General features: G+C 36.1%; 9 protein-coding genes and 1 tRNA gene. 2 read left to right on the top strand and 8 right to left on the bottom strand.

Translation table 11 applies throughout. From position 1 onward, the window contains the following. Positions 1 to 229 precede the first annotated feature (229 nt). Positions 230 to 3,139, bottom strand: a complete 2,910-nt coding sequence (locus ABN212_RS08205) for a hypothetical protein (protein WP_349443099.1) — start codon at positions 3,137 to 3,139, stop codon at positions 230 to 232. A 197-nt stretch (positions 3,140 to 3,336) separates the two neighbouring features. Beyond that, entirely contained in the window at positions 3,337 to 4,278 is a 942-nt protein-coding gene (gene ghrA, locus ABN212_RS08200; RefSeq protein ID WP_198632174.1) for a glyoxylate/hydroxypyruvate reductase GhrA, read from the bottom strand. 317 nt (positions 4,279 to 4,595) lie between these two features. Here ghrA and ABN212_RS08195 point away from each other — a divergent pair. Then, a tRNA-Ser gene (locus tag ABN212_RS08195) sits at positions 4,596 to 4,683 on the top strand. 579 nt (positions 4,684 to 5,262) lie between these two features. After that, entirely contained in the window at positions 5,263 to 6,963 is a 1,701-nt protein-coding gene (dauA, locus tag ABN212_RS08190; protein WP_196532601.1) for a C4-dicarboxylic acid transporter DauA, read from the top strand. A gap of 86 nt (positions 6,964 to 7,049) precedes the next feature. On the opposite strand, the gene ABN212_RS08185 is transcribed toward dauA, so the two are convergent. Genes ABN212_RS08185 through hemA form a run of 6 tightly spaced genes read right to left on the bottom strand, consistent with a single transcriptional unit; the run spans position 7,050 to position 12,908 of the window. After that, positions 7,050 to 7,973 (bottom strand): TIGR01212 family radical SAM protein, encoded by a 924-nt coding sequence (locus ABN212_RS08185; RefSeq protein ID WP_349443098.1) that lies wholly within the window; start codon positions 7,971 to 7,973, stop codon positions 7,050 to 7,052. Between the two features lie 8 nt (positions 7,974 to 7,981). Continuing rightward, complete coding sequence (gene kdsA, locus ABN212_RS08180; protein ID WP_109372214.1) at positions 7,982 to 8,836, bottom strand: 3-deoxy-8-phosphooctulonate synthase; 855 nt, start codon at positions 8,834 to 8,836, stop codon at positions 7,982 to 7,984. 57 nt (positions 8,837 to 8,893) lie between these two features. After that, positions 8,894 to 9,703 (bottom strand): invasion regulator SirB1, encoded by an 810-nt coding sequence (sirB1, locus tag ABN212_RS08175; protein WP_036913468.1) that lies wholly within the window; start codon positions 9,701 to 9,703, stop codon positions 8,894 to 8,896. Further along, positions 9,687 to 10,535, bottom strand: a complete 849-nt coding sequence (gene prmC, locus ABN212_RS08170; RefSeq protein ID WP_349443097.1) for a peptide chain release factor N(5)-glutamine methyltransferase — start codon at positions 10,533 to 10,535, stop codon at positions 9,687 to 9,689. The genes sirB1 and prmC overlap by 17 nt, the downstream gene beginning before the upstream one ends. Next, a complete protein-coding gene (gene prfA / locus ABN212_RS08165; RefSeq protein WP_109372211.1) occupies positions 10,535 to 11,617 on the bottom strand; it encodes a peptide chain release factor 1 in 1,083 nt (360 codons plus the stop codon). The genes prmC and prfA overlap by 1 nt, the downstream gene beginning before the upstream one ends. Before the next feature lie 28 nt (positions 11,618 to 11,645). Further along, positions 11,646 to 12,908, bottom strand: a complete 1,263-nt coding sequence (gene hemA, locus ABN212_RS08160; RefSeq protein WP_109372210.1) for a glutamyl-tRNA reductase — start codon at positions 12,906 to 12,908, stop codon at positions 11,646 to 11,648. Between the last annotated feature and the right edge of the window lie 118 nt (positions 12,909 to 13,026).

Genomic DNA, 13,026 nt, shown 5'->3' with positions numbered 1-13,026 from the left:
TTGTCTGATAAACATGGGAAACTACCTTATATCACCAAGTTAAGCAAAATGACAATTTAATAAACTTATCTTTTCGATAACATCAATTAATTAGAGATAAATCTCATAAAAATCAAAAATAATAGATCAAACAAAACTTAACACTGCTTATCTTTTTCAAACCCTCATTTTTTCAAGGGTGATTTTATAAGTTACATTACACTAATAATAAACAAAATGAATGATTTACTTAGTAATAATAACTAGTTGATATTTTATCCATTCGCTCTTCATCTTCATTATAAATATAATTAATATTACCTTTAACTTGAGTATGTATAATCGCTTTTTTATTTCCTAATCGCACAAACCCTGTCGGCAATGTCTTCTTTTTGTACGAAAGTTCACTAACAGACATAATATCTGTAGAGGCAATTTGATATTCAACCTGAGTAAACTGCTGTTTATATCTAGTATATAAATCATCCAGTTTTTCTTTGATTTTATTTAAATCAATCTGTTCAGAATTTCTACTCTCTTCAACAAATTGATTTATTTCATTTTGTAAATCAGAACGCAGTGAGCGCCCCTGTCTATTTAGCTGATAATTTGCTGTAAAATAAGGCTTAAATTTTTCATTCATATTATCTTTTGTTTGAGATGACAATGTCTCTTTTCTTTCCTTTAATGAGGATAAAAAACGATCAATGTTATATTGTCTATTTTCTTTTGTTATTTGATCCTGAAAAATATCTTCTTTACTTTGAGATAGAACAGTAATAGGTTTTTTATTACTATCATCTTTTAATTTATTAATTGCTTTTTTATCTGATGATAAATTTAAATAGATGCTATCCAATTTAGATATACTATTAGAAAGATGATATCCCTCTGGATATTTTTCTAATAATCTATTTATTTTTAATACTCTTTTATAAATTCCTTTTATATCTTTTTTATCTTGATCCAATTTTTCTGCACTTATTAATTTTTCGCTTTTAAAAAGCGTAAAACTTAATAAGCTATTTATTCTTTTTTTCACCATTAATTCGAAATCTTTTACGGACGTTAATGGATACCACTGAATAACATTATCAGCATTCGTTGTAGAAGGCGTAAACTTCAAATCACGATAAATATCAACACCAAGTTCTAATAAGTTGAGATCAAGCCTTTTTGTTTTTTTTGTAATATCTGTTTTACCATAATCGATAAATTTATTAATATTTAAATTTAACTTTAATAAATTGAAAATAAAGTTTATACCAATAGCATTTCTGGGCACGGTTAGTTCCATATTGGGATTAACCATGACATCAACATCAAAACTCACTTCACTTCTTCCCTCAACTCCCATTGAGATGCTTATGCCTTGATCAATTTCAAGGGTAGATTTATCGATTAATTCATTTTCACTTTGATTTAACCCTTGATTAATAAATTCTGAAATATTATTAATATCAAGACTAAATGAAAAATTAGATTTTTTAGTATAAGTGGCACTTAATAAAGCACTTGCCATGACTGGAGTAACAAAGCCATAGTCAACATTTTCTAAATCCCATCTTTTTTCATACCCACCAATGCCCGCAGATAAGCCTGCAACAAAAAGATTCTTATTATTATTAATAAAAGAAAAAGTGATCTTATTATCTTCACTTTTTGATAATGTGATAGAGTGCGACTTTACATAAGAAGCTAATAGAAAGGCGTTAATCCCTATATTATTTGGCAGTTGAAAAGCATTAATACCAAAAAAAGCTTTAACATCATTATGGTGGTTAATTGTAATATTTTCTTTCTCTTTAAGGTCTTTTACTAATGAATAAATCACATCACCTTGTGTTACACCATTTTTGACACCTTTAACTATACGATTTAACACATCATAGCTTTTTCCTATATTTTCTTTAATACCATATAATGCCATTGGCTTGCTGTTATATGCAGAGGTTGAAGAATTAATAAGCTGTTTTATATTACAAAATAATCCTCTAAAACCAGGATCAACAGCTTTTGCAATATTTTTCATCATTGCTTTATATTTTTTTAATGCATATTGCTCTTTAGCTTTACTAATATGTAATCTAGAATTATCAATAAAAGAAGAGAAAAAAGGAATATGTTGGCTACTGAAATTACCTATTGTTTGAGTAGCAAATGGCTGCCCAGAATGATAATTATTATAATTATTTTCACCTACCATTGAGTAAAATGATAAGGGTGGATCCTGTTTTAAACGAGTAACCTCATACTGATAATCTTTAACCGCAAAAATATTCAAAGGGTCAAGGTAGTATATTTTTATTTTATTACCTTTATCCACAACGAGTTGGATTTGATTTAATATTGGTTTTATTGCTAATATTTTATCTGTATTCTTTAATGGAATTTTTATTTTATGCTTTTCAATTTTAATATCATGTTCAGTTTTAGCACTGTCAGTTTGATCATCTGTTAATTTTAATATCGCAGGCAATCCAGATGTAAAAAGTTGGTTATCTTTAACTTCAATTGTAATATTTAGACCTTCACGATTAATTTTTAATATATTATTCTCTTTTGATTCCGCAATATTATTTATACTTGATAATTCTGGCTGTAGGTTATCGTCAACTATATATTTTTCATATTCAACGATAAAGTTACTCCCAATAGTATTTGATGAGACATCATTTAAACTATATTCATTTTCGACTCTGTTAAATTTAATTTTATAAAGATCACTACTATTATCTATATTGCTATATTTATTTCCAATCAAAAACCCATTATGATCAACATAAAGCTCTTTGAACTTCATATTATCACCACTTTGAGACTCTATATTAAAAACATTATATTTAAACCCTCCTTTAAAGTGTTTTTGATATAATCCTGTAAATAAGTCATGTGTTTTACCTTTAATTAAAATTAAGGAACCATCATCTGAAAGTGTGATCCCCATATTATTAAATAAAGGTGTATTTGTTGATCCTAAATATACATAGTTATTAGCATTATTTAAGCTAAATTGCTTTCCTCTTTTTTGTTTATCATGATTTTTATGGTAGGTACTATTACTATTAGCTAGCCCTTTTATTGAAGGTTTCTCTTTTTTCCCATAAAAAGTACCCATTGGCATTAATTTACTGGGTATCGCATTTATTTTATTAATCATGTCGACCTCATTACATTCAAATCATGAGGTAATAATTAATAAGATAATCTGCAAACGATATCTTTTTACAACCAGATTTTTATGACATTATATAATAATCAAAAAAAGTACTTTTTTTGAAAGCTCAGACAAAAAAATAGGCAACAAACTAAAGTTTGCTGCCTATTATCTAAAATTAAAATATAAATAAAATAGACTTAGTAACCACTCTTCATATCAACAACACCAAAAGGTGCTTCTCCATTTTCAATTCTCTGAATATTTTCAACAATCGTATCCATAGCAATATTCGGAATGGTGAAAGCCGCAATATGTGGCGTAATAGAAATACGAGGATGAGTCCAGAATGGGTGCATACCCGCTAAAGGCTCCTGAGCAAAAACATCAAGTGTTGCATCAGCAATATAGCCTTGATCTATGGCTTCTAATAAATCTTGATCGACTAAATGCGCACCACGAGCAAGATTAATTAAATAAGAAGACGGTTTTAATTGCTCAAAGAGTGAAAAATTCAAGATACCATGCGTTTCAGGCGTATAAGGCAATAAGTTAATCAGCAAATTACACTCTTTGAGAAAATTACTGAGTTGCTCTTTGCCATAAAAACTTTCAACATTTTTAATTTGTTTTTCACTGCGACTCCAGCAACGAACTTTAAAACCTAATTCCGCAAGTTTAGTTGCGACACTACCGCCTAAAGCGCCAGCACCTAAAACACCAATCACAAAATTATCATAAGAGTGTGCAGGAAGCTGTTTCCATAAACGTTGTGATTGTTGGCGTTTATAATCATCCATACGGCGAAAGTAATACATCACTTTAGCAATGGCATATTCTTGCATTTGAAGCCCCATACCAGTGTCTTCTAAACGCATAACAGGAACACCTGTTGGCAATGTGCCGGGCTTTTGCTGTTCTTGTTTTAAAATAGCATCAACACCTGCCCCTAACGCAAAAATACCTTTAAGGTGATTACGACTTGCAAGCATTTCATAAGGAGGAAGCCAAACCATGGCGTAATCAGCAGGTTGATTATCGCTAGGTTCCCAAATGCGTATATTGGCATCAGGCAAACGCGCCTTCATACCGTTGATCCATGTTTCTGCGTCAAAAAAAGGATGATAATAAATAATATTCATTTTGCCTTCCTCCAGCATTTTTATCATAGGGTGCGAGGGTTGCGTTCTTATTTCAAGTCTCTTTGTATAAGTTGTTAATAAAAATGTTGAGAATGTTAACCAGTTAACGAAAATATCCATTCTTTTTTCAATACGCCAATCTATACGTGTATTGGTTTACTGTATAATTTGTCTAGCATTTGTGCATATTGTTTTTTATTTGACTGCTTAATAGAAAAGTTAAAGGAAAAATGCATTTAGCTGTTGACGCTTATGCTCCTTTTCCCTATAGTAGCGCCCCGTTGAGAGATGTTAAGTACATATCCAACAAACAATACGGTGAGATGTCCGAGAGGCTGAAGGAGCACGCCTGGAAAGTGTGTATACGGCAACGTATCGAGGGTTCGAATCCCTCTCTCACCGCCATATTCTAAGATAGAGCCTAGTTTTTTAGCTAGGCTCTATTTTTTTGTTCTAAAAACATACACTTTTAGTCTCGTTTTTCTTCACTGAGTTATTTATATCCATCACTCTTCTTTTTTTGATTAGATTATGGTTAGTATACAAAGCATTTTTTATTTTACTTTTTTGCTTAATCGTTTTATTTAATAATTCCTTATCACTTAATAATCTCTGATAATTAATTTTAATGAATCAAAACAACTTATCTAGTTGTTATTTATGTCTATCCGATTTTTATGACATAAAAAGGTTTTTATTATCCTATCTATAAACGACATTTATTCTAAAATAAAACGCTTTTTATAGTTTTAAAATAAATTTAAACTTTATTTTCAAGCAAGCAACAGAATAAATACAATAAGATACATTACATTATCTATTTATGTTAACTTATTAGTTTAATTGATTTTATTTCTACTAAGCCTTAAGATATGCATTAATAATTTGATGTATCACATTATTATCAGCGAATAAAAGCGATATCCTCTCTTTTCCTTATCGCCGTTATTCGGCATCTGACTTCTTATTTTGGTTTAATCCTAAATGAAAACTCATAAAGTTAACCGGGTTCGCCCCTTTAGTGCATTTATTGATGCATGTGTAAAAGAGCCTTACTCTTTTGCGCGTTTATTAAAAGATATTATTGCAGGGATCACCGTCGGAATTATCGCGATACCTTTAGCCATGGCTCTGGCAATTGGTAGCGGTGTTCCTCCGCAATACGGTCTTTATACCGCAGCTATTGCCGGTATAGTTATTGCTGTTTCTGGTGGCTCACGATACAGCGTTTCAGGCCCTACTGCCGCATTTGTTGTGATCCTTTATCCTGTATCACAACAATTTGGTTTAAGTGGCTTATTGATTGCTACGCTTATGTCTGGCGTGATCTTAGTGGTTATGGGATTAGCTCGTTTTGGTAAGCTTATCGAGTATATTCCTGTTTCTGTAACACTTGGATTTACCTCAGGGATTGCTATTACAATTGCCACGATGCAAGTAAAAGACTTTTTTGGTCTTGAATTAGCACATGTGCCAGAAACCTATATAGATAAAGTTATTGCTTTAGGCTCTGCATTACCGACTATTCATATTGGTGATACGCTTATTGGTCTGACAACTCTGTTTGTTTTAATTTATTGGCCTAAGCTGAATTTACGTTTACCTGGGCACCTACCTGCTTTAATCGCAGGTACTGCGGTAATGGGTATTGTGAATATGTTCGGTCATGACGTTGCAACAATTGGCTCGCAATTTAGCTATATGCTTCCTAATGGTACAACAGGGCAAGGTATTCCACCTATTTTGCCCCAATTTGTTTTACCTTGGAATTTACCAAGCTCAGGTTCATCACTTGAATTAAATTGGAGCACTGTCTCTGCTTTATTACCCGCAGCCTTTTCAATGGCAATGTTAGGTGCAATTGAATCGTTATTATGTGCGGTTGTACTTGATGGCATGACAGGCAAAAAACATCACTCTAATGGTGAATTAGTGGGACAAGGGATTGGTAATATTGTCGCACCTTTCTTTGGTGGTATTACAGCGACTGCCGCTATTGCTCGTTCAGCAGCTAACGTGCGTGCGGGCGCAACATCGCCAGTTTCTGCTATTGTTCACTCGTTGTTGGTGTTGCTAACTTTACTTGTATTAGCTCCTTTTCTTTCTTATTTACCTTTAGCCGCAATGTCAGCATTGCTGTTAATTGTTGCATGGAATATGAGCGAAGCACGTAAAGTTATTGATCTTATTCGACATGCCCCTAAAGACGATATTATTGTCTTAGTATTATGCTTATCGCTCACCGTTCTCTTTGATATGGTGATTGCAATTACTATCGGTATTGTGTTGGCGTCACTGTTATTTATGCGTCGTATTGCCAATATGACCAAAATAACTGAATCCCCTTATACTGATGATGATAAGCAGTTATTAGTTGTGCGTGTTAATGGTCCATTATTCTTTGCCGCCGCTGAACGTATCTTTAATGAGTTACGTGAACGTAGTAAAGGTTATAAAACCGTTATTATGCAATGGGATGCTGTTCCTGTATTAGATGCAGGGGGATTACATGCGTTCCAGCATTTCGTTACTGATGTAAAACACGATACCCATGTGATTGTGTGTGATATACCTTTCCAGCCATTAAAGACACTGGCTAGAGCAAGAGTCACGCCAATTGAAGGTACACTGAATTTTTATCCTTCATTGCAAAAAGCATTGGATGATCTGGAATTAATTCAGTAGTTGTTTATATTTTTAAGATAAAAAATTAACGCCTTTAATCAATATTAAATAAAGATTAAGGGCGTTTTTAATTATGAGTAATTCACTTAATAAGGAATAAATGCTTTACCTATTCCACTTCCTTGCACACCTTTTTTTAATAAATCTTGATAAAGTGCATTCATACCCAACCAATGGTTTTCACACCACTCTGGGGCTAATAAAGTGGGTTTTCTGGCACTGGCACATACGCGGTGATAAATAATCTCAGGAGGAGTATGGCGGATCATCTCACCCGCGGTATAGACATATTGTTCTTGTGTTAATGCGTTTATTCGCCCCGCTTTCCACGCTTTAGCTATCGTACTGCCTTCGACAATATGTAAAGGATGCAATTTAAGCCCATCAGTGCCTGTCTCAACCACACGCTCTAATGTTTGCATATTAAGCAGATGATCTTCTCGTGGCAGTCCAACAATAAGATGTGTGCATACTGTTAAACCACGACGGCGAGCTTCGCGAGTCGTCGCTTGATAACATTGAAAATCATGTCCACGATTAATATGCTTTAATGTTTTATCATGAGCCGTTTGTAAACCGAGTTCTAACCATACTTCATAGCCTTTATCACGATAACCTTGTAATAAATCTAATACGCTAACAGGAACACAATCTGGTCGAGTTCCCACACATAACCCCACCATATCTGCTTGTAATAATGCGGTTTCATATAAGGTACGTAAGTATTCTACTTCGGCATAAGTACTGGTATAGGCTTGAAAATAAGCAAGATAACGGTGCGCGCGGTTAATATTTTTAGCTTGTAATGCAATTTGTTCTTCAATGGAGTGATATTGCGTTTGCTCATCAGCAAAAGAAGAGACATTACAAAAAGTACAGCCACCTCGCCCCAATGTGCCATCTCGATTAGGACAGTTGAAACCGCCATGAAGGGTGATTTTATGAATTTTTTCGTGATAACGGCGCTGAAGATCAGCGCCGAACATATTAACAACCGTATGAAGTTGCATAATGCATTTTATTTGCTGGTATCTAGCTCTGGGAAACTTTTTACCACTTCATCAATCGCTTTAATTTGCGCTAGGAAAGGCTCTAATTTAGCCAGTGGTAACGCTGATGGGCCATCACAACGAGCATTATCTGGATCTGGATGAGCTTCAAGGAATAGACCTGCAAGACCAACCGCCATACCTGCACGAGCTAATTCTGCAACTTGTGCACGGCGTCCACCTGATGCTGCACCAAATGGGTCACGGCATTGCAGTGAATGTGTTACGTCAAAAATAACGGGTGCGCCTTGAGAAGCCTGCATCATAACGTGGAAACCTAACATATCAACTACTAAGTTATCGTAGCCAAAGTTACTGCCGCGATCACATAGAATAACTTGGTCGTTGCCGCCTTCTTTAAATTTATCGACGATATTCCCCATTTGACCAGGGCTTACAAACTGAGGTTTTTTCACGTTGATCACAGCACCCGTTTTTGCCATCGCTTCAACAAGATCAGTTTGACGAGCTAAAAATGCAGGTAATTGAATAACATCGACAACTTCTGATACAGGCTGAGCTTGTGCCGCTTCATGAACGTCAGTAATAATTTTAACGCCAAAAGTTTCTTTTAACTCTTGGAAAATTTTCATCCCTTCTTCTAAGCCCGGACCACGGTAAGAGTGGATTGAAGAACGGTTTGCTTTATCAAAAGAGGCTTTGAATACATAAGGAATATTCAGTTTTTGAGTGACAGTGACGTAATGCTCACAAATACGCATGGCTAAATCGCGCGATTCTAATACATTCATGCCACCAAAAAGCACAAATGGCAGGTCGTTTGCTACCTTGATATCACCAATATTCACCACTTTATGTTGCATATTTATCCCTATACTGTTTGTAATGTACTGTGTTAATTAAGTACGTTTCTTAAATTTTTAATGGAGAACAATAGGATTTTGTTCTATCGAATGAATTTGGATTTTGATCATCTCTGAAATAGGATCTTCAGGGCATTGCTCAACAAAATAGTTTAGGTCAGATATTGCCACATGGTTGCACTCTAACTGAGCAAAAATAAGTCCGCGATCACGTATTTCGTAAGGATCTTCAGGATCAAACATTAATACCGTTTCACTGGCTTTTAATGCTTGCTCCATATTCTTTTCTTCCATTAAAGAAACTTTCAATGTATCCAAAAGTTTACGAATAATAGAACTGTATTCTGATTCTTCTAAATCTGCCTCTAATAGTACAGAAGAGCTACCTACATTCCCTTTTAACCAAACTTCTAAGGTATGTTGCGATAGATATTCACCATTTATTGGGTTTAAAAATAGCGGTTGTTCATTAGGAATATCTATTCTGATAATAAGTTGTGTAGGAAAGATAACTGGTACTAACGGTAAATTTAACGCTTGTGCGATATAAATAAGAATCGAACCCAGTGAAACAGGAGAGCCTACATGAGTCGCTAATACTTTATCTAACCATAAAGTATCAGAAAGGCAATATTTGCCACTTGCACCACTAAAGTGCCACTGCTTATAAAACAGTTTTAGCAGTGCTTCTATCTGCTCTTTAGTATTTCCTTGTTGAGGAATTTCAGCTTCTGCTTGTTCAACTAACTGCGCCAGTTGATAACCAACAGAAGTGGTTGGAAAATCAGGTCGAATAGCCTGAGAGATAAGGATCATGCCCTTAACTAAAGGGGCTTTATTAAATTCGTAATCAGCTATGGTTTCTATCATAATTCCAACGACCTACTGTCACTCGCTCATTACCGCCATAATCACGGAAAGTTTCCACACAGCAGTAACCCTTATCAATAAAAATATTGCGTACACCTTCGCCTTGTTGCCAACCGTGTTCCAGTAATACCCATCCATTATCAGTTAAAAACTGTCGAGCAGTTTCAATGATAATTTCGATATCAGCAAACCCATTTTTGCCAGCAACTAATGCAGTTAAAGGTTCAAAACGAACATCCCCTTGATGAATATGCTCATCATTTTCATCTATGTAAGGAGGATTACTGATTATCATACCAAATTGATACCCAGAGAGTGAACTAAACCAACAACTTTCCATAAATTCTGTGTTGGTTAATGCTAAATTGGTCGCATTCTCTTGTGCTAATGCCACGGCTTCAGTTTGAAAATCCACACCAATAATATGACAATCTGGGCGCTCAGATGCCATTGCGAGCGCAATAGCACCTGTTCCTGTTCCTAAATCAAGAATTTTTGTTGGTTCCAATGGGAGTTTTTCTAACGCTTTTTCAACAAGACATTCGGTATCAGGACGGGGGATTAATGTTGCGGGTGACACTTTTAACGGCAATGACCAAAACTCCCTTTCACCCACTAAATACGCGATGGGCTCACCTTTAATGCGTCGAGCAAGTAATTGTGACAATTGCGCTAACTCGTCTGACGAAAGTGCCGTTTCATTAAAGGCAATTAAATAAGTACGGGTACGTTGTGTTACGTACCCAAGTAAAATCTCAGCATCGCGTTTAGGGCTGTCACTTTCAATTAATTGCAAGGCTGCTTCACGCAGCCATTGTTCATAATTCATTAATTCAACTCAGAAAGTGCAGAAAGCTGATCCGCTTGATATTCGGTCACGATAGGCTGAATTAATGGATCTAACTTTCCTTCCATCACTTCATCTAAGCGATAAAATGTGAGGTTGATACGGTGATCAGTTACACGACCTTGCGGGAAGTTGTACGTTCTGATTCGGTCAGAACGGTCACCAGAACCCAATAAGTTACGACGTTCAGAAGCTTCTGCTTCTTGGCGTTTTTGCATTTCAGCCGCACGAATACGTGCACCTAATACAGACATCGCTTTAGCTTTATTTTTGTGCTGTGAACGTTCATCCTGACATTCCACCACAATTCCTGTTGGAATATGCGTAATACGGATAGCAGAATCAGTGGTGTTAACGTGCTGCCCCCCCGCCCCTGAAGAACGGAATGTATCTATACGTAAGTCACTTGGACTGATTTCAGGTAATTCAGCTTCTGGCACTTCAGCTAATACGGCAACCGTACAAGCAGAAGTATGAATACGGCCTTGAGATTCTGTTTCTGGTACACGTTGAACACGGTGACCGCCTGATTCAAATTTCAATACACCATAAGCGCCATCACCCACGACTTTTGCAATAACTTCTTTATAGCCACCATGCTCACCTTCGTTAGCATTCATGACTTCAATACGCCAGCGACGTGATTCTGCATAACGGCTATACATACGGAATAAATCACCCGCAAATAATGCAGCTTCATCGCCGCCTGTTCCTGCACGAATTTCAAGGAAACAGTTAAATTCATCATCAGGATCTTTAGGTAACAACAGTACTTGTAACTGTTGTTCTAAATCATCATTTAATGCTCGCGCTTCTTTCAGCTCTTCTTGTGCCATCTCTTTCATTTCAGGATCATCAAGCATCATTTCTGCTGCTTCGATGTCGTCTTGCACTTGTCGCCATTGGCTAAAACAAGCCGTGACGTCTGTTAATTGAGAGTATTCTTTTGAAAGCGCACGAAAACGCTCCTGAGAGGCAATAACATCAGCTTCTGACAGAAGTGCCTGAATTTCTTCATAACGCTCTTGTAGAGCTTCCAACTTAGCGACAATAGAAGGCTTCATTCGTAGATTAAGATCCTGTTAGACAAAGTTAATTATGGGTAATACCCAAACTTTCACGTAATAGATTCAGGCGTTCAATATCACCATCACTGGCAGCCTGTTGAAGAGATTTTGTTGGTGTGTGAATAAGGCGATTCATCAATTGATGAGAGAGCTGTTGGATAACTTTTTCTGCATCCGCTCCGTTTTGTATCAATGTGATAGCTTTTTCTGTCATTTCTGCACGTAACATTTCAGCGCTGTCTCGATATTCTCGAATCGCACCCACAGCACCTTGTGCCCGTAGCCAATCCATAAATTGCCCACTTTCTTGCTGGACAATATGTTCTGCTTGAATTGCTGCTGCTTGGCGTTGTTCTCGGTTATGTTGAATAATCGCTTCTAAATCATCAACGCTATAAAGATAAACGTTATTTAGCTTTTCAACATCTTGTTCAATATCACGAGGAACTGCAATATCCACCAGCAACATTGGCTGATTACGACGTTTTTTAAGCGCCCTTTCAACCATTCCTTTACCAATAATGGGTAATGGGCTTGCCGTAGAACTAATGACAATATCCGCTTGTGAAAGACATTCATCAATCTCTGATAATGTAATCACTTCGGCATCAACTTCATTAGCTAAACGTTGAGCACGCTCTTTTGTTCGATTCGCAATGATGATTTTTTTGACTTGATGTTCACGCAGATGACGAGCGACTAACTCTATTGTCTCGCCAGCGCCCACTAACAAAATAGTCAAAGAAGATAACGATTCAAAGATTTGACGCGCTAGCGTACAAGCTGCAAAAGCGACAGAAACCGCATTGGCACCGATTTGTGTCTCTGTTCTCACTCTTTTCGCAACTGAAAAAGATTTCTGAAACAAACGTTCCAGCTCTGAAGAGAGCGAGTGATAGCTTTGAGAATCGGCAAAGGCTTTTTTAACTTGCCCTAATATTTGAGGTTCACCTAATACTAGAGAATCTAAGCCACTTGCCACTCGCATTAAATGGCTGACAGCTTGATTATCTTGATGCCAATAAACACTGCTTTTCAGTTCATTTGGCTCTATTTGGTGATATTGACATAACCAGCGAATAAGCTGTTCATGACTATTTTCTTTGTCTTCCATACTAAGATAGAGCTCAGTACGGTTACAAGTAGACAGCACAACACCGCCTCTGACAGCGGGTTGCTGTAAGAGGTTATTTAAGGCATCACCCATGGTATCGGGAGAAAAAGAGACTTTCTCGCGTAAAGCAACGGGGGCTGTTTTATGATTAATACCTAATGCTAATAACGTCATATCAACTATATCGAGTTATGAATAAATACCGCCTCGCGACTTGACTTAGTGTAAACCTAAAACAGCGCATTTAGTATGGACTCTTCATTTCCGACATTCTACTTGATGAACAGATTCA

Source organism: Proteus genomosp. 6 (assembly GCF_040139785.1).
Classification (GTDB): Bacteria; Pseudomonadota; Gammaproteobacteria; order Enterobacterales; family Enterobacteriaceae; genus Proteus.
This window is presented reverse-complemented; position numbering and strand designations above follow the sequence as displayed.